The organism is Citricoccus sp. NPDC079358 (assembly GCF_040702545.1).
Taxonomy (GTDB): domain Bacteria; phylum Actinomycetota; class Actinomycetes; order Actinomycetales; family Micrococcaceae; genus Citricoccus.
The window spans coordinates 1-17,727 of sequence record NZ_JBFBLI010000001.1 but is presented as its reverse complement, the minus strand read 5'-3'; the positions used below and the strand labels follow the sequence as shown (position 1 = coordinate 17,727).

The following is a 17,727-nucleotide window of genomic DNA, read 5'->3' as shown; positions in this document are numbered from 1 at the left end:
TGAGCGGGACGGGCCTAGTCGAAGGACTCCGCGGTCTCGTAGCCCTGCCCGTTGTACTTCTGGACCACCACGGTGGACACGGCCGGCTGGCCGTCCTCGGTGGTGTTGACCGAGGTGCCCTCGAGCATCAGCGGGGCCTGCAGGTCCTCGATGCTGCGCAGGGCCTCCATGAAGTTCTCACGGGTCGGCTCGGTCATGTTCTTGAAGGCCTCCTCCAGGGTGGCACCGACCATGTAGCTCCACATGCAGTGCGGGAAGTCGGGCGTGGTGGTGTACTCGGCGGCGTACTGCTCCAGGTTGTCCAGGAAGGACACCACGTCCTCGTCCTCCGCGAAGGCCGGGCTCTGCGGGGCCTTGGCGAAGGACACCGAGTAGAAGCCGTCCTCGGCGTCAGCGGCCGCCGGCTCGAGGATGGCGACCGGGCTGGAGGTGTTGGACGGCAGGAACCAGCTCGGGGACCAGCCCAGCTCGCGGCTCTTCTCGATCGAGGAGATGACGAGCGGGGTGATGGACATGGCGTTGAAGAACACGTCCGCGTCCGTGCCGGCGAGTTCGGTGAGCTGGGCGTCGACCGAGGTGTCCGTGGCCTCGTAGGTCAGTTCCGAGACGATCTCGATGTTGTCAGAACCGGAGATGGCCTCCTTGAAGCCCTCGACGTAGCCCTCGCCGTAGTCGTCGTTCTGGGACAGGATGGCGACGGTGAGGTCCTCGTCGGAACCGGCCAGAAGTTCACCGAAGGCTTCGCCCTCGTTCTGGTAGACCGGCACGAAGCCCAACTGCCAGGGGCTCTCGGTCTGGTCGCTGAAGATCGGGTCACCGGTCTGGACGAGCACCTGGGGGACCTCGGAATCGATGGCGGCCTCGCGGTAGGCCCTGTTGGTGGGCGTGCCGAGGCCGGAGGTGAAGGCGAAGACGTCGCCCTGGTTCTGCTGGAAGTTGGACAGGGCCTTCTGCGGATCATAGGTGTCATCGAACGCCTCGATCACGACCTCGCGGGTGGTGCCGTCGCCGAATTCGACGCCGCCCTCGGCATTGGCGGCGCCGAAGTACGCCGCCAGGCCGGCCACCGTGCAGGTGCCCGGGCCGGCTGTGCCACCGCTGAGCGGCGTGGTGACGCCCAGGGTGATGGCCTCGTCGGTGATGCCGGGGCTGGCTGCCGCACCGCCGCCGTCTCCGCCGCCCTCCGATCCGCCGCCGTCGGAACGGCCGCATCCGGACAGGGCCATGGCGGCGACGGCGCCCATGGCAACGGCACTGAGGACCTTCTTCTTCAGGATCATGGCGAGTCTTCCTTTGCTGAGGCAGTGCTGGGAGGGGTGGTGCTGGGGGTGGTGCTGGGATGGGTGGTGCTGGGAGTGGTACTGGGAGGGGTGGTGCTGGGAGTGGTACTGGGAGGGGTGGTGCTGGGAGTGATGCCGGGTGGCGGGTCGGATGACGACGGTGACCCGTCGGGGGGTGAGGAAACTGGGGGTGGGGAGCCGGGGGGTGAGGCCGGTGGCGGTGCCGAGCGTGAGGAGCGGCCGGTCCAGCGGCGCACCACCCGGGGCAGGCTGGCGATGCCGCCGGGCAGGACGAACAGCACCAGCAGCAGGATCGCGCCCTGGATCAGCGAGGTGAGCGTGGGGGCCACCTCGTTGGTGAAGTTGGGGACCAGCACGTAGTAGATGCCGCCGACCAGCGAGCCGATGATGCTGCCGGCGCCGCCGACCACCATGGCGGCCAGCAGGCTGATCGAGTGGTGGAAGGCCAAGGTCTCGGGAGACGTGTACTGGATGACCACCATGTAGAGGAACCCGCTGACACCGCCGACCATGGAGGCGATGGTGAAGGCGAGGACCTTGTACCGGTAGGGCGAGATGCCCATGGCCCCGGCCACGGCCTCGTTCTCCTTGACGATCCGGAAGGCCCGGCCGTACTTGCCGCGGACCAGGTTGAAGACCAGCAGGAAGGTGATTCCGCCGATGGCCAGCACGAGGTAGTACTGCCACTGGTCGTTGGCCAGGCCGGTCCAGTCCGGCGCGGAGGAGAACCGGGCGGAGATGCCCTGGGAGCCGCCGGTGACATCGCTGAGCCGCTTGGCCAGGGGGACGCCGATGATCGGCAGGGCGATCGTCACCATGGCGATCGCCAGTCCCCCGAGCCGTGCGGCCGCCAGGGCCACGATCAGTCCGACCACGCCGGGGATGACGACGGCGGCGAGGAACACCAGGGCGATGCTCCAGCCGTTCTCCACCCCGTAGGCGGTGACGTAGGCGCCGAGGCCCAGGAAGAAGATCTGGCCCAGGGAGACCTGGCCCGTGTAGCCCATGATGACGTTCAGGCCGAGCACGGCGACGGCGAAGACACCGATTCGCGCCAGCGTCTGGTTGACGGGGATCGGCAGTAGCAACGGTGCCACCACGAGCAGCGCTACGACCACCAGGGCAAGGGTGAGCTGGAACCACGGGGTCCGGAGCAGTCCGGTCTTCTGTGTGCCCATCAGACTCGCACCACGGTCTTGCGTCCGAACAGGCCCTGGGGCCGCAGCAGGAGGACCACGAAGAGCAGGATGAACGGCACCGCGATCTTCAGGTCATGGCCGATGATCGGCACGTAGACGGCGGCCAGGTTCTCCAGGACGCCGATCAGCCAGGCAGCGACGACCACCCCGACGGGGCTGGTGATCCCGCCGAGGATGACGGCGGCCAGCGCGTAGACGAGGGTGGTGTCCAGCATGCCCGGGGTCAGCGAGAGCCGCGGTGCCACGAGGGCGCCGGCGACCGCGCCGAGTGCGGCGGCCAGCCCCCAGCCGACCATGAGCAGCCGCCCGACCGGCAATCCCGCGAAGGACGCGGACTGCCGATTGTCCGCCACCGCTCGCAAGGCGAGGCCCAGCTTGGTCTGGCGGAACAGGAGCTGCAGCAGGACCATGATCCCGGCGATCACCAGGAAGGTGCCGAAGGACCGCCAGCTGATCGCGGCGCCCAGGAAGGTGAAGGCCGAGGACGGGAACAGGGAGGGGAACTGCAGGTTGTTGTAGGACCAGAGCCACCCGCAGATGCCGGTGAGCAGGGTCAGCAGGCCGACCGTGACCACCACCTGGGTATCCTCCGCCCCGCCCATGAAGCGTCGCATCAGGAAGCGTTCGATCAACGCGCCGATGAGGAACGAGGCCGCCACGGAGAGCAGGATCGCCACGATCAGGGGCAACCCCAGTCCGAGGAAGGTGAAGGCGAGGTAGGCCGAGAGCACGGCCATGCCGCCCTGGGCGAAGTTGATCATGCCGGTGGACTGGTTGACCAGGACGATCGCCAGCGCGATCGCCCCGTAGACGGAGCCCATGGCCAGGCCGTCGACCACCAATTGGATCAAGGTTCCCATCATGAGCCTCCCAGGTATGCCTTGCGGATCTCGTCACGGCCCTTGAGCTCCGCCGAGGTTCCGCTCAGGACGCTGCGCCCCGTCTCCAGGACGGTCGCCGTGTCCACGATCGTGAAGGCGAGGTTGGCGTTCTGCTCCACGAGCAGCATGGCCACGCCGGTCTCCTCGCGCAGCACCTGGATCGCGTCATAGACGGTCTTCGCGGTGCTGGGGGCCAGCCCGAGGGAGGCCTCGTCCAGCAGCAGGAGCTTGGGCCTGGCCATGTAGGCGCGGCCCACGGCCAGCATCTGCTGCTCACCTCCGGACAGCGCCGAGGCGTTCGCGGTGTAGCGCTCCTGCAGGTTGGGGAACAGCTCCAGCAGGTGGTCGATGTCCTGCTGGATCCGCTTGCGGTCCTTGCGCAGGTAGGCCCCCACCTGGAGATTCTCCTTGACCGTGAGGTTGCCCAGGGTTCCGCGCCCCTCCGGCACGTGGGCGATCCCGAGGGCGGCGACCTCGTTCGGCTTCCGGCCGCGGATGTCCTGGCCTTCGAAACGGATCTGTCCGCCGGCCCTGACGGCACCGCTGATCGCGCGCAGGGTGGTGGTCTTCCCCGCTCCATTGGCACCGAGGATCCCCACGGCGCCCTGCTCGGGGACGCTCAGGGACACCCCGTGAAGCACTTGGACGGGGCCGTAGTGCGCCGTCAGGTCCGTGATCTCAAGCAACGTCATCGCCGATGCCCTCCGCACTGTCCGCACTGTCCGTGCTGTCCTTGCCCAGATACGCCTCAATCACCCGGGGATCGGACTGGGCCTCCGCCGCGGTGCCCTCCATGAGCTTGCTGCCGTGGTCCAGCACGACCACCCGGTCCGCCAGGGCGGAGATCACCCCCATGTGGTGTTCCACGATCACGAGCGTGATCTCGCCGGCGGCCTTGAGGTCGTGGACGGTCTGGATGAACGAGTCGACCTCGCCATGGGACAACCCGGCGGCGGGCTCGTCCAGCAGCAGCACCTGCGGCCGCGCCATCAGGGCCCGGCAGAGTTCAACGCCCTTGTGCAGGCCATGGGAGAGTTCGTCCGCGCTGCGGTGCGCCGCCCAGCCGAGGCCGAGGTCCTCCAACCGGCCCCATGCCTCGGCCCTCAGCGCGCGTTCGCTGCGGACCATCGGCGGCAAGCGCAGGGCCCACGACGCCGGCCCGCCCGGCAGGCGGGCGTGACCCCCCAACAGCACGTTGTCCAGGACGGTGGACTCCAGTTGCAGGGCCGGATGCTGGAAGGTCCGGGCGAGGCCGTGGCGGGACATGCCCGCCGGCCGGGTCTGGCTGATCTCGGCATCGTCGATCCGGATGGAGCCGGAGCTCGGCCGGTAGTGGCCGGAGATGCAATTGAACAGGGAGGTCTTGCCCGCTCCATTGGGGCCGACCAGGCCGAGGACCGTTCCCGGTTCCACAGCAAAGCCGACATCCTTCAGGACGGTCACTCCGCCGAAGTGGAGGTTGACCTCCGCCAACGTCAAACGTGCTGCCATGTGCCCACTGACTCTTCCGGTGCGAGGTGAAGGGGCACCACTCCCGTGGGAGTGGTGCAGACGAGTCAAGCCGGAGGGGGGTGATCCAGATCACAACCGCGTCTGGCTTGGATCGTAGGCGCATCCGGGCAGGATTGCCAACAATATTGGTGGCAATCAGTGGGACCGTGGCCTTTTCGTGACGTCCGGCCGGTGACCCCGTCGCTTGTGATCTCCCGCACAAGACCGGCCCCGGGGCCTCCCCGCCCGCCTCGGCACCAGCCCGTCGCCGCTAACATGTCCTCCATGCCTTCGCCAGAGTCGCCCTCCGCCCCCGCCACCCTGGACACCGTGAACTCCGTGGACAGCGCGGAACCGAAGAACGCCCTGGACCGGTTCTTCCTGATCTCCCGACGCGGCTCGACGGTGGCCCAGGAGATCCGGGGCGGCCTCGCCACGTTCCTGGCGATGAGCTACATCATCGTGCTCAACCCACTGGTCCTCTCCGGCCCCGACGCCAACGGGGACACCCTCGGCATCGCCCGGGTGGCCGCGGTGACGGCGCTGGTGGCCGGCATCTCCACCATCGCCATGGGCGTGTGGGCCCGCCACCCCTTCGCCTTGGCAGCCGGCCTGGGCGTCAACGCACTCGTGGCCATCACGGTGGCCACCACCACCGGGATCACCTGGCCCGCTGTCATGGGCCTGGTCGTGATCGCCGGACTGGTCATGGTTCTCCTCGTGGCCACCGGCTTCCGGCAGGCCGTGTTCAATGCCGTCCCGGACGCCCTGAAGACCGCGATCGTGGTGGGCATCGGCCTGTTCATCGCCCTGATCGGCCTGGTCAACTCGGGCTTCATCCGCCGGGTGCCCGATGCCGCCGGGACCACCGTCCCGGTCGGGCTGGGGACTGGAGGGGAACTGGAGGGCTGGCCGGTGCTGGTCTTCGTCGTCGGGCTGCTGGTGACCGCCGTGCTCGTAGTCCGCAAGACCCGCGGCGCCATCCTCATCGGGATCGTGGTGGCCACGGTGCTGGCCAACATCCTGGAGGCCGTCTTCCACATCGGTCCATCCGTGGACGAGGCGGGCAACGCCAACCCCACCGGCTGGTCCCTGGTGGCACCCTCCTTCCCCGAATGGACCGCGCCGGACCTCTCCCTCGTCGGCCAGGCCGACCTCCTCGGTGCCTTCACCCAGGTCGGCCCGCTGATGGCCCTGTTGCTGGTCTTCGCCATCCTGCTGTCCGTGTTCTTCGACGCCATGGGCACCTCCGTGGGCCTGGCCCGGGAGGCCGGCAACGTCACGAAGGACGGGGACATCCCGCACCTGAACCGGGTCCTCATGGTGGACGCCCTGGCCGTGTCCGCCGGCGGCGGTGCCTCCGGCTCCGCCAACCAGATCTTCGTGGAGTCCGGCACCGGCATCGGCGAGGGCGCCCGCACCGGCTTCGCCTCCGTGGTCACCGGCGTACTGTTCCTGCTGGCGATGTTCTTGACACCGCTGATCTACCTGGTGCCCTTCGAGGCCGTGGCCCCGGCCCTCGTGGTGGTCGGCTTCATGATGGCCACCCAGGTGGTCCAGATCGACTGGGCGGACTGGGGCGCCGCCCTGCCGGCCTTCCTCACCTTCATCCTGATGCCGTTCACCTACTCGATCGCCAACGGCATCGGCGCCGGCATGATCGCCTACGCCATCATCCGCACGGCCCAGGGCCGGGCCAAGGACGTCCACCCGCTGCTGTGGGTGGTGGCGGCCGCCTTCGTCGTTTACTTCGGCATGGGCGTCTTCCGCGGCCTGCTGGGCGTGTGACGCACACCATGGTTGCCCTGCGGTACGGTCTGAATCGTTAAGATCCGTTAACCGAAACCCAGGAGCACCATGGAGTTCACCGACCGCACGTTCCTCGTCACCGGCGGGGCCTCGGGCCTCGGCGCCGCCACCGCCCGGGCCCTGCTGGCCCGTGGCGCCCGAGTGGTGGCCGCCGACCTGAAGGGCACGCCCCCTTCAGGGGCCGTCCTCGTCGAGACCGACGTGACGGACCCGGCGCAGGTGGCCCACGCCGTCGAGGTGGCGGACCAGCAGGGCGGGCCGCTGGCCGGCGTCGTGAATTGTGCCGGTATCGCCACCGCGGAGAAGGTGCTCGGCAAGACCGGGCCACACGAGCTGGAGTCCTTCGCGCGGACCGTGCAGATCAACCTCGTCGGCACGTTCAACGTGATCCGCCTGGCCTCCGAGGCGATGGCGCAGAACGAGCCCGGGGAGGACGGCGAACGCGGGATCATCATCAACACCGCGTCCGTGGCGGCCTTCGACGGCCAGATCGGCCAGGCCGCCTACTCGGCCTCCAAGGGCGGGGTGGCCGCCATGACCCTGCCGATCGCCCGCGAGCTGGCCCGCCACGGCATCCGCGTCATGACGATCGCCCCGGGCATCTTCTGGACCCCCATGATGGCGGGGCTGCCCGAGGCCGCGCAGGAATCGCTGGGCCAGCAGGTCCCGTTCCCGTCCCGCCTCGGCCAACCGGAGGAGTACGCGGAGTTGGCCCTGCACATCATGCAGAACCGGATGCTCAACGGGGAGACCATCCGGCTGGACGGCGCCATCCGCATGGCCCCGAAGTAAACCCCACTGCCAGATCGCCACAGCGCGACGGCGCCTCAGCCGAGAGCGGACCGCCCGCCCCCACAGCCGGGACCGGCGGTCCGTGCTGTTGAATGGCCTGTATGACTTCCGCGAGCGCCCAGCAGACCAGCACGGATACCACGATGCCGGCCGGCGGCACCCAGCCCCCGGTGGCCGAGGCGCGGCCCGTGGCCCGCACACACCACGGGCACACGTTCACCGACGACTTCGACTGGCTGCGAGACAAGGAGTCCGACGAGGTCATCGCACACCTCGAGGCCGAGAACGCATACACGGCGTCCGTGACGGCGGACCAGGAGCCATTGCGCTCGGCGATCTTCGGGGAGATCAAGGCCCACACCGTGGAGACCGACCTGTCCGTGCCCTCCCGCAAGGACGGCTGGTGGTACTTCGTGCGCACCGAGGAGGGCCAGCAGTACGCCACCCACTGCCGCGTCCAGGCCACCGACACCGGTGACCGGCTGGCCGACTGGACCCCGCCGGTGATCGAGCCCGGCGTGCCCGTGGCCGGCGAGCAGGTCATCCTGGACGGCAACGCCGAGGCCGAGGGCCAGCCCTTCTTCTCCCTGGGCGGGATCGCCGTCTCCCGGGACGGGCACCTGATGGCCTACGCCGTGGACCATGCCGGGGACGAGCGCTTCACCCTGCGCATCCGGGACCTGCGCACGGGTACGGACCTGGCGGACGAGATCCCCAACGTGTCCTACGGGCTGGTCTTCGATGCCACCGGCACCCGGGTCTTCTACACCGTCCCGGACGACTCCTGGCGCCCCTACCGAATCCTCGCCCACACCCTCGGCGCCCCCGTAGAGCAGGACCAGCTGCTGTTCCAGGAGGACGATCCTGGCATGTGGTCCGGTTTCGGGCTCTCCGCAGACCGCACCGAGTTGCTGGTCTCCGTGGGCAACTCGGAGATCGCCGAGACACTCGCCCTGGACCTGCCCGACTCCCCCGACGAGCCGCTGGGCGAGCTGCGGATGCTGGTCTCCCGGGACCTCGGCCTGCTGCACGACGTGGACCCCGTCACCCTGGACGCCGAGGCCGGCTATGACGGCCAGGACCACCAGCCGGGCCGGTACTACGTGATCACGCACAACAAGGACTTCTCCAGCGAGGACGAGGAGCACGGTCCCACCCCCGCCCCGAACAACATGGTGTCCCTGGCCGCCCGGGAGACGGTGACGGACCCGCGGTTCTGGCGCACCGTCGTCGGGCATTCGGACACCACGAAGGTGGACGGCACCGCGGTCACCGCCACGCAACTGGTCCTGGGCGTGCGCCGCGAGACGACCCCGCGCACCCTGGTGATGCCGCTGGCCGGCCTCGGGACCGCGCAGCAGGCGGCACCGGTGGAGCCGGACTTCGGCGAGGAGCTGTACTCCTGCGAACTCGCGGGCGCCCCCTTCGACTCGCCGTTCCTGCGGCTCGGGTATTCCTCCTGGGTCACCCCCACCCAGGTCCTGGACTACGAGGTGGACGGCGGGGAGAACTCGGGTCGGTTGCACCTGCGCCGGCAGGTCGAGGTCCCCGGCTATGACCCGGAGCAGTACCTCGTGGAGCGCTGGTGGGCGCCGGCGGAGTCCGGGGACAACGACGGCCGGCCGGTGGCAGTGCCGCTGACCGTGATCCGCCGCCGGGACACCGAGTGGGACGGATCGAACCCGTGCGTGGTGTACGGCTACGGCAGCTACGAGATGTCCATGGATCCGGGCTTCACGGCAGCACGGCTGTCCCTGCTGGACCGGGGCGTGGTCTACGTGGTGGCGCATGTGCGCGGCGGCGGCGAGCTGGGCCGCAGCTGGTATGACCACGGCAAGAAACTGCACAAGAAGAACTCGTTCACCGACTTCGTGGACGCCACCCGCTTCGTGGCGCAGTCCGGCTGGGTGAACCCGGACCGGATCGCGGCGATGGGCGGCTCCGCCGGCGGACTGCTGATGGGCGGCGTGCTGAACCTGGCCCCCGAGCTGTACCGGGCCTGTGTGGCCCAGGTGCCGTTCGTGGACGCGCTGACCTCGATCCTGGACCCGGACCTGCCGCTGTCCGCCCTGGAGTGGGAGGAGTGGGGCAACCCCATCGCCGATCCCGAGGTCTACCGGTACATGCAGGAGTACACCCCCTACGAGAACGTGCGGGCCGTGGACTACCCGGCGATCGCGGCGGTGACCTCCCTGAATGACACCCGCGTGCTGTACGTGGAGCCGGCCAAGTGGGTGCAGCAGTTACGCCGCACCGTCACCTCGGACCAGGCCACGCCACTGGCCGAGGGCGGTGCCCCGATCGTGCTCAAGACCGAGATGGACGGAGGCCATGGCGGCGCCTCCGGCCGGTACCGGGCCTGGGAGGACCGCGCCTGGGACTACGCCTTCCTGCTGACGGCCCTGGGCGCCACCGAGCTCGGCTGAGCTGTCGGGCCCCGCACCACGCGCCGGGTTGGGTCTGGAGGGATTCACGCCATAGGGGCCAGATTCGTGAATCCCTCCAGACTCAACATCTCAACATGCCGGGTCAGTCGCGATCCCGCTGGCGGACCGGGAGCGTGCCACCCCCGCGAAGCTTGGTACGCACCGCCTCGACCTCGGCGGGCGTCATGCCGTGAGCGGTGAGGAGATCGGCCACCGCCTGGGCATCCGGCAGCGAGGCGGCGAACTCCTCCAGGGCCTCGATCCGGCCGGAGAGGAATGCGTCCAGCTCCGGCCCGTCCAGATGCCGCTCGTGGGGGTGGGGCACGGGGCTGATGCGGTGCCAGTCATTGATGCCGCGAGCGCCGGCGTCGTACTGGGGTCCGACCAGGTCCCGGCGGCCGGCGAGCAACAGCAGCAGGGTGACCACCAGGCCGGTCCGGTCCCGCCCGGCCGAGCAGTGCAGCACCACCGAGCCGGGCGCGGCGGCGATGGCCGTGAATACGGCGGCCACGCGGTCCGGGAAGTACTGGAGCGTGGCCGGGTAGTACCGCGGATGGTTGGGATACGGTGCGCCGTCGGCCAGCGCAGGGGCCAGATAGTCCTCATAGCCGTCATGCGCCGGATCCTCCACGGGGCGGTGCAGGATCTCGATCCCGGCATGGGCCTGCCGGGACACCTCCGGGTCGGTGGGGCGGCGCCGGCGCTCGGACGTGCCGCGGAGGTCGATCACCGTGCTGACGCCGTCCCGGCGCAATTGCTGCCAGCCCTGCTCCGTCAGCCACTCCTGCCGTCCCATCCGGTAGATCCCACCCAGGACGCGGCGGGCGTTGACCGCCCCCTCCCAGGTCACAGCGCCCGCGGATTCCTCACTCATGCATCCCACTGTGCCACTCCCGCCATCGTCGGGGTCTCACCGTGATGCACCTCTCCCGGATTTGACCTGTCCCCCACCGCCTCGGCTACGGTCGATTGCCTGCAATCCCAGGTGGGTCCCCGAGCCAGCATTCCGGGGCCGTCCTCACCGGACTCGACGCCGGCGCCCCTGGTCCACCCGCTTTCTGCCGGGAGGACCGGGCCTCACGCCCGATCGGCCCTGGAACACCCCTGGCGGGGTGAACCGCACCAGGAAGATCACCTGTGTCTGAAACAGAGTCCCATCCCTCGGTAGTTCTCCCCTCTGGCTCACCCCAGACATCCGCGCAGTCCGGGCAGTCCCGGCGGCGCAACCGCTTCTCCCGGCCGACCCGTCCACCGCGGAAGAAGACCCCGGCCGCCGCCATCCGCAAGGCCACGGCCGCCTCCGCCCTCGGCAACGCGACCGAGTGGTACGACTACGGCGTCTACGCGGTGGCCACCGCCTACATCACGCAGAACTTCTTCCCGGGCGAGGGCGGCATGCTGCTGACCCTGGCGACCTTTGCGATCTCCTTCCTGGTCCGCCCGATCGGCGGCCTCGTCTGGGGTCCGCTGGGCGACCGGATCGGGCGCAAGGGCATCCTCGCCCTGACCATCCTGATGATGTCCGGTGCCACGTTCCTCATCGGCGTGCTGCCGACCTTCGAACAGGTCGGCGTTCTAGCCCCGGTCCTGCTGATCGTGCTGCGCATGGTCCAGGGGTTCTCCACCGGTGGCGAGTACGGCGGGGCGGCCACCTACATGTCCGAGTACGCCCCGGACCGCCGCCGCGGCTTCCTCGGCTCGTTCCTGGAGTTCGGCACCCTGGGCGGCTTCGCCCTGGGCACGGCGATCATGCTGCTGCTGGAGCTCATCCTCTCCCCCGAGCAGATGTCCTCCTGGGGCTGGCGGCTGCCCTTCCTGCTGGCCGCTCCCATGGGCCTGATCGGCTTCTACCTGCGCTCCAAGTTGGACGACACCCCGGTCTATGAGGAGATGAACGGCTCGCCCGACGTCGGCGCCTCGGCCGGCGCCCCCACCGCACCGGCCGCGTCGGCCGCGTCGGCCGGCTCCACCACCGCGGACGGCGCCCCGGCGAGCGAGACTCCGGCGCCGCCGTCGTTGCCGGCGCTGTTCCGCGAACACTGGAAGCCGATGCTGGTGATGACCGGCCTGGTGATCTCGGTGAACGTGGTCAACTACACGCTGTTGTCCTACATGCCGACTTATCTGGAGCAGCAGATCGGCCTGCCGGCCGCGGCCGGGCTGATGGTCATCCTCATCGGCGAGGTCGCCATGATGGCGCTGATGCCGTGGGCCGGCGGTCTCTCGGACAAGCATGGGCGCAAGCCGTCCTGGTTCTTCTCGCTGGGCGGTCTGATCCTGCTGGCCATCCCGATGTTCATGCTCATGGGCATGAACTTCGGGCTGGCGATCCTGGGCTTCGCCGTGCTGGGCCTGCTGTACATCCCGCAGCTGTCCACGATCACCGCGACGTTCCCGGCCATGTTCCCGACCCAAGCCCGGTTCTCCGGCTTCGCGATCACCTACAACATCGCCACCTCGATCTTCGGCGGCACCGCCGCCCTGGTGAACGAATGGGGCATCGGCGTCACGGGCGATGTGCAGTTCCCGGCGTACTACATGATGGCCGCCTGCACCGTGGGCCTGGTCTGCGCCTGGTTCATGCGGGAGACCGCCGGCGCCTCCCTGCGCGGCTCCGAGGTCCCCGGATCCATCGGCTCCGCCGTGGTCCCCGGCTCCCCCGCCGAGACGGCCCTCGAGGAGGGGCGCCAGCCCGAGCAGCGGACCATGGATGAGGCCCAGATGCTCACCCTGGCCGCCGAGGCCCGTCAGGCCGCCGCCACCGGCGCCGGTGGCGTGGCCAGGCACGAGGGGCACCGTGCCGCCGAGGCTACAGACCCGGACGAGGATCGTCGCATCAGCACCCCCGCCGGTTGATTCAGCGGCCCTGCCAGCCGCCCTCTCCCTGAGTCTGGACCTATTCACGCCGCAGAGCCCGGTGGCGTGAATAGGTCCAGACTCATGTGGGGTCCCCACCGGATCGATCTGGCTAGACTCGGCCGGGTGAACGGACAGCAGACCCCCCAGACCCCGACCGACCCCACCTCCGCAGCTGCCCTGCCGGAGAAGGTGTCAGACCTCTTCGACCCGCAGCACTGGCGGGTGGTGAACGGATTCGATTTCGAGGACCTCACCTACCACCGCCAGGTCGAGCGGGACGCCTCCGGGGCGATCGTGCGGGACCTGCCAACCGTCCGCATCGCCTTCGACCGCCCGGAGGTCCGCAACGCGTTCCGTCCCGGCACCGTGGACGAGCTCTACCGGGCCCTGGACCACGCCCGCATGACGACGGATGTCGGCTGCATCCTGCTCACCGGCAACGGCCCCTCCCCGAAGGACGGCGGCCACTCGTTCTGCTCCGGCGGCGACCAGCGCATCCGCGGCCGGGACGGTTACCGCTACGCCGAGGGGGACACCGCCGAGACCGTGGACCCGGCCCGCGCCGGCCGCCTGCACATCCTCGAGGTCCAGCGGCTCATGCGGACCACGCCCAAGCCGGTCATCGCCGTCGTCAACGGCTGGGCGGCCGGCGGCGGGCACTCCCTGCACGTGGTGGCGGACCTGACCATCGCCTCGAGGCAGCACGGGAAGTTCAAGCAGACCGACGCCACGGTGGGCTCCTTCGACGCCGGCTACGGCTCCGAGCTGCTGGCACGCCACGCCGGCCAGAAGAACGCCCGGGCCATCTTCTTCCTCGGCCGCGAGTACTCCGCCGAGCAGATGGTGCAGATGGGCGCGGTGAACGAGGCCGTGGACCACGAGCGCCTCGAGGAGGTGGCCCTCGAGTACGCCGCGGACATCAACCGCCAGTCCCCGCAGGCCATCCGGATGCTCAAGTTCGCCTTCAACATGGCCGACGACGGCATGGCCGGCCAGCAGGTCTTCGCCGGCGAGGCCACCCGGATGGGCTACATGACGGACGAGGCCGTGGAAGGCCGGGACGCGTTCCTGCAGAAGCGCGATCCCGACTGGTCGGCGTTCCCGCACCACTTCTGATGGGGCCCACGGGCGCAAGGCCGGTCCCACCACTGGCTAGACTCGATCCGTGCCTGTGACCCCTGCCGATCTCGACCGCGCCCAGCGTGCGCTGGCCGCTGCCCTGGAGGGTTCCGGCCCGCCGGTCGAGTTCACCGAGGACGGCCGGGTCCTCGCCCGCCCCGAGGCCGCGGACCCGGCGGCCGGCGGCGCGGCCGGCGTGGTCGCCGTCGTGCGGACCTCCGGCTCCACCGGGGCCCCCAAGCAGACCCTGCTGACGGGCGAGGCCCTGGCCGCCTCGGCCGCGGCGACCGCCAGCCGGATCGGCGGCGAGGGCCAGTGGCTGCTGGCCGTAGGCCTGCACTACGTGGCCGGGCTGGCCGTGCTCTCCCGCTCCATCGCGGCCGGCACCACCCCCGTCCCGGTGGCCCCCGGCCCCTTCACGCCGCAGTCCTTCGTGGAGGCCGTGGACCGGATGGAGCGCGGCACCGGCTTCCGCGCCCTCTCCCTGGTGCCCACCATGCTCTCCCGCCTCCTGGTGCCCGCCGCCGGCCCGGACGCCTCGGGCCGCGCCGGTGATGAATCCGCGGGTGCAGGATTCGCTGGTGCAGGATTCGCTGGTGCCGGTTTTGCCGGGGCCGCCGTGGATGCCCTGCGCACCTTCGATGCGATCCTCATCGGCGGGGCCCGCCTGCCGGACCGGGTGCGTGAGGCCGCCGCCGAGGCCGGCCTGCGGATCCACCTGACGTACGGCATGAGCGAGACCTGCGGCGGCTCCGTGTACGACGGCGTTCCCCTGGACGGCGTGACCGCGGACCTCGTCACCGACCCGGATACGGTCGTGGGCGGCGAAGGGCACCCGGGCGTCCCCCGCCTGCGGCTGGCCGGGCCTATGGTCGCCGCCGGCTACTTCGACGACGCCGACCGCACGGCCGCCCAGTTCGGGTCCGGACCCAGCGGAGGCAGCGGGCAGGACGGCAGTACCCGCTGGTTCCTCACCGAGGACACCGGCACCGTGGAGGGATCGCCGGGCCGGCAGCACCTCACCGTGACCGGCCGCGTGGACGACGTCATCAACACCGGCGGCGTGAAGGTCTCGGCGGCACGGGTCCAGCAGGTCCTCGAAGCGATCCCTGGTCTACAGGCCGCCTTCGTTGCCGGACTGTCCGACGACGCATGGGGCCAGCGCGTGTGCGCCGCCGTGGCGCTGGGCCGGAGTCACCCGCCGTTCGACCAGGCCGCCGCCCGCCAGACGATCCGCGCCGAGCTGGGACCGGCCGCGGTGCCCAAGCAGTGGCTGGTCCTCGAGTCCCTGCCGCTGCTGCCGAACGGCAAGACCGACCGCCAGGCCCTGCTCTCCCGCTTCTCCACCTGTCCCCCACCGTTTTCAGGGCAGAAATGAGTACTGATTTCTGCCCCGAAAGTTCAAGACCTCTCAAGACCTCGTGACAGCACGCTTCGGCACCTCAGGAAGGTACACACCCCATGGCCACAGCCGCCCAGTGGATCGAGGGCGCGCGGTTGCGCACCCTGCCGATGGCGATCGCCCCGGTACTCATCGGCTCCGCCGCGGCCCATGCCCTGGACGGATTCCACCTGGGCCGCGCGATGCTGGCCCTGTTCGTGGCCCTGGCCCTGCAGGTCGGCGTGAACTACTCCAACGACTACTCGGATGGGATCCGCGGCACGGACGATGACCGCGTGGGTCCGCTGCGGCTGACGGGTTCCGGGGCCGCCCCGGCGCGTGCGGTCAAGCTGGCCGCGTTTTCCTGCTTCGGGGTCGCCGCCGTGGCCGGCCTGGTCCTGATCGCCTGGTCGGGCACCTGGTGGCTGGCCGTCGTCGGGGTCCTGGCCATCGTGGCCGCCTGGTACTACACGGGGGGCCAGAAGCCCTACGGATACCGGGGCCTCGGCGAGGTCTTCGTCTTCATCTTCTTCGGCCTCGTGGCCGTCCTCGGCACCACCTACACCCAGGCCCTGGCGGTGTCCGGTCCGGCGTGGGCCGGGGCCGTGGGCTGCGGGCTGGTCTCGACCGCGCTGCTCATGGCCAACAACGTCCGGGACATCCCGACCGACCGCGAGACCGGCAAGATGACCCTGGCCGCCCGGCTCGGGGACACCCCCGCCCGCTGGTCCTATGTGGGGATGGTGGCCGTGGCGATCGTGTTGCCGTTGTTCTTCACCGGCCAATACCCGTGGCTGTGGCTCGTGGCGCTCACGGCCGCCGTGGCCGTGCGGCCCTCGATCACCATGATCCGCTCCACCGAGCGCCGGGACCTCATCCCGGTGCTCAAGCTGACCGGCATCCTGGGCCTGGTCTACGCGGTGCTGTTCGCCGTGGGGCTGGTGCTCTAGGGCTTCTCGTCACTGCCCGGATCGAAGTACCGGCCTTCGGTGTAGGAGTCCTCGGCCTCCGCGTCGGCCTGCTCGGACTTGAACTGCTCCCGCTTCCCGCGGCCTTCCCAGGCACTGGCCACGTCACTGCCGGCGCCGGTGCGCAGGTCGTTGAAGAACAGGTAGCCCGCGGCCAGCGCGATGACGGCCGCCGCGATGGTGGAGAAGATCCATCCGAGGCCGAGCAGCATGCAGGCGCCCCAGACCACGAAGAAGACGGCCAGGCGGATCACGGCATACTTGAAAACTCGCACCACGGCAGTCTACCGGGATCGGCCGGCGCGTGTTCGGCGCGCAGTTCGCCGGTTTAGCCGTGCTGGCACCGGTCCGTAGACTGGAGTCATGCCCCGCTTCCTCATCCCCCTCGGCATCGTCGCCGCCGGCCTCATCATCTATTCGCTGATCGAGTGTCTGATGACCCCGCGCCACCAGGTGCGGGCCATGCCGAAGGCCGTGTGGATCCTGATCATCGTGCTGGTCCCGCTGGTGGGTGCGCTGCTGTGGCTCTTCCTGGGCCGGCGTCGTGGGACCTCGAGCGGCGGTGGCACCACCGGCGGCCCGGCGCGCCCCCAGCGCCCGCAGTCCCCCGACGACGACGCGGCCTTCCTGCGTCAGCTCGACATCCAGCGCAAGCAGGCCGCACGCCAGGCCGAACTGGACCGCCGCGATGCCGAACTGAAGGCCCGGGAGAAGCGGGACCCGAAGGACAACGGCACCCCCAAGTCCGGCGGCTCCAACACCCCGAAGCCCGACGACAGCACCGACCCGTCCTGACGCCCTGCCTCGGGTGCCCGGCACCGTGGAATGAACCGGGGACGATTCGCCGGACTCGCTCGACCCCAACGGCGACCGCTTGACGTTCACCAACGGCGAGTGCCAACCTCTGCCGGAGCCTTCCGACGGTTCAGCCTCTCCGCGCCACTAACCCCTGCGCCTCCGGGACGCTTTACTCCGGGAGGCCGGCGTAGGAGTGCAGGCCGGGGAAGTACGTGTTGACGATGGTGAAGTTGAAGACGATGCAGGCGTAGCCGATGATGGACAGCCAGGCGGCGCGTTCGCCGGTCCAGCCGCGGGTGGCGCGGGCGTGCAGGTAGCCGGCGTAGACCACCCAGATGACGAAGGTCCACACTTCCTTGGTGTCCCAGCCCCAGTACCGGCCCCAGGACTGCTCGGCCCAGATGGCACCGGCGATCAGGGTAAAGGTCCACATCACGAAGCCCACCGCGTTGATGCGGTAGGACCAGTTCTCGAGGCTGAAGGCGGACGGGACCAGCCGCAAGAAGGCGGGCTTGCCCTCGCCCCCGGCCCTCAGACGGGCCTCACGGCGGTGCTGGAGCAGCTGCAGCACGCTCATCGCGCACGTCAGGCCGAACAGTGAGGAGGCCAGCACGGCGATGGAGACGTGGATGACGATCCACGGGGACTGCAGGGCCGGCTGCAGGTGCGCGATCGGGGTCGGGAAGCCGATGGTCGCGGCGCA

16 protein-coding genes are annotated in these 17,727 nt (G+C 69.9%); 8 read left to right on the top strand and 8 right to left on the bottom strand.

Annotated elements, in window-relative coordinates; all coding sequences use genetic code 11:
* Nucleotides 1-14: 14 nt before the first annotated feature.
* From AB0333_RS00080 to AB0333_RS00060, 5 genes are read right to left on the bottom strand one after another with little or no spacing between them, the layout of a single operon-like run.
* Nucleotides 15-1,280, bottom strand: a complete 1,266-nt coding sequence (locus tag AB0333_RS00080) for an ABC transporter substrate-binding protein (RefSeq protein WP_366216750.1) — start codon at nt 1,278-1,280, stop codon at nt 15-17.
* Complete coding sequence (locus tag AB0333_RS00075; RefSeq protein ID WP_366216749.1) at nt 1,277-2,479, bottom strand: branched-chain amino acid ABC transporter permease; 1,203 nt, start codon at nt 2,477-2,479, stop codon at nt 1,277-1,279. The genes AB0333_RS00080 and AB0333_RS00075 overlap by 4 nt, the downstream gene beginning before the upstream one ends.
* The gene (locus AB0333_RS00070) at nt 2,479-3,360 is read right to left on the bottom strand and encodes a branched-chain amino acid ABC transporter permease (protein ID WP_115931990.1); all 882 of its coding nucleotides are present in this window, start codon (nt 3,358-3,360) and stop codon (nt 2,479-2,481) included. The genes AB0333_RS00075 and AB0333_RS00070 overlap by 1 nt, the downstream gene beginning before the upstream one ends.
* The gene (locus AB0333_RS00065; protein WP_366217173.1) at nt 3,360-4,067 is read right to left on the bottom strand and encodes an ABC transporter ATP-binding protein; all 708 of its coding nucleotides are present in this window, start codon (nt 4,065-4,067) and stop codon (nt 3,360-3,362) included. The genes AB0333_RS00070 and AB0333_RS00065 overlap by 1 nt, the downstream gene beginning before the upstream one ends.
* Nucleotides 4,060-4,872 carry an ABC transporter ATP-binding protein gene (locus AB0333_RS00060; protein WP_366216748.1) on the bottom strand — a complete coding sequence of 271 codons (813 nt, stop codon included), beginning with the start codon at nt 4,870-4,872 and terminating at the stop codon, nt 4,060-4,062. The genes AB0333_RS00065 and AB0333_RS00060 overlap by 8 nt, the downstream gene beginning before the upstream one ends.
* Before the next feature lie 285 nt (nt 4,873-5,157).
* Here AB0333_RS00060 and AB0333_RS00055 point away from each other — a divergent pair, with 285 nt between their 5' ends.
* The 3 genes from AB0333_RS00055 to AB0333_RS00045 all read left to right on the top strand — a co-directional run bounded on the left by AB0333_RS00055 (nt 5,158) and on the right by AB0333_RS00045 (nt 9,899).
* Entirely contained in the window at nt 5,158-6,660 is a 1,503-nt protein-coding gene (locus AB0333_RS00055) for an NCS2 family permease (protein ID WP_366216747.1), read from the top strand.
* Between the two features lie 69 nt (nt 6,661-6,729).
* Entirely contained in the window at nt 6,730-7,473 is a 744-nt protein-coding gene (locus tag AB0333_RS00050) for a 3-hydroxyacyl-CoA dehydrogenase (protein ID WP_366216746.1), read from the top strand.
* Between the two features lie 101 nt (nt 7,474-7,574).
* Nucleotides 7,575-9,899, top strand: coding sequence for a S9 family peptidase (locus tag AB0333_RS00045; RefSeq protein WP_366216745.1), 2,325 nt, complete (start codon nt 7,575-7,577; stop codon nt 9,897-9,899).
* A 103-nt stretch (nt 9,900-10,002) separates the two neighbouring features.
* On the opposite strand, the gene AB0333_RS00040 is transcribed toward AB0333_RS00045, so the two are convergent.
* On the bottom strand, nt 10,003-10,773 hold the full coding sequence (locus AB0333_RS00040; protein ID WP_366216744.1) for a tyrosine-protein phosphatase: 771 nt from the start codon (nt 10,771-10,773) through the stop codon (nt 10,003-10,005).
* Between the two features lie 263 nt (nt 10,774-11,036).
* On the opposite strand from AB0333_RS00040, the gene AB0333_RS00035 reads away from it, so the two are divergent.
* From AB0333_RS00035 to AB0333_RS00020, 4 genes are all read left to right on the top strand, one after another.
* Entirely contained in the window at nt 11,037-12,755 is a 1,719-nt protein-coding gene (locus AB0333_RS00035; protein WP_366216742.1) for an MFS transporter, read from the top strand.
* Between the two features lie 126 nt (nt 12,756-12,881).
* Nucleotides 12,882-13,874, top strand: coding sequence for a 1,4-dihydroxy-2-naphthoyl-CoA synthase (locus AB0333_RS00030; RefSeq protein ID WP_366216741.1), 993 nt, complete (start codon nt 12,882-12,884; stop codon nt 13,872-13,874).
* Nucleotides 13,875-13,923: 49 nt separating this feature from the next.
* Complete coding sequence (locus AB0333_RS00025; RefSeq protein WP_366216740.1) at nt 13,924-15,255, top strand: AMP-binding protein; 1,332 nt, start codon at nt 13,924-13,926, stop codon at nt 15,253-15,255.
* Nucleotides 15,256-15,338: 83 nt separating this feature from the next.
* Nucleotides 15,339-16,208 (top strand): 1,4-dihydroxy-2-naphthoate polyprenyltransferase, encoded by an 870-nt coding sequence (locus AB0333_RS00020; protein WP_366216739.1) that lies wholly within the window; start codon nt 15,339-15,341, stop codon nt 16,206-16,208.
* On the opposite strand, the gene AB0333_RS00015 is transcribed toward AB0333_RS00020, so the two are convergent.
* On the bottom strand, nt 16,205-16,501 hold the full coding sequence (locus AB0333_RS00015; protein WP_366216738.1) for a DUF4229 domain-containing protein: 297 nt from the start codon (nt 16,499-16,501) through the stop codon (nt 16,205-16,207). The two genes, AB0333_RS00020 and AB0333_RS00015, sit on opposite strands and share 4 nt — an antisense overlap.
* Nucleotides 16,502-16,589: 88 nt before the next feature.
* Between AB0333_RS00015 and AB0333_RS00010 the strand changes: the two genes are divergently transcribed.
* Nucleotides 16,590-17,021: a PLD nuclease N-terminal domain-containing protein gene (locus tag AB0333_RS00010; protein WP_366216737.1), complete on the top strand. Its 432-nt coding sequence runs from the start codon at nt 16,590-16,592 to the stop codon at nt 17,019-17,021.
* A 172-nt stretch (nt 17,022-17,193) separates the two neighbouring features.
* On the opposite strand, the gene ccsB is transcribed toward AB0333_RS00010, so the two are convergent.
* A partial coding sequence (gene ccsB, locus AB0333_RS00005; protein ID WP_366216736.1) for a c-type cytochrome biogenesis protein CcsB occupies nt 17,194-17,727 on the bottom strand: 534 nt, incomplete at its 5' end.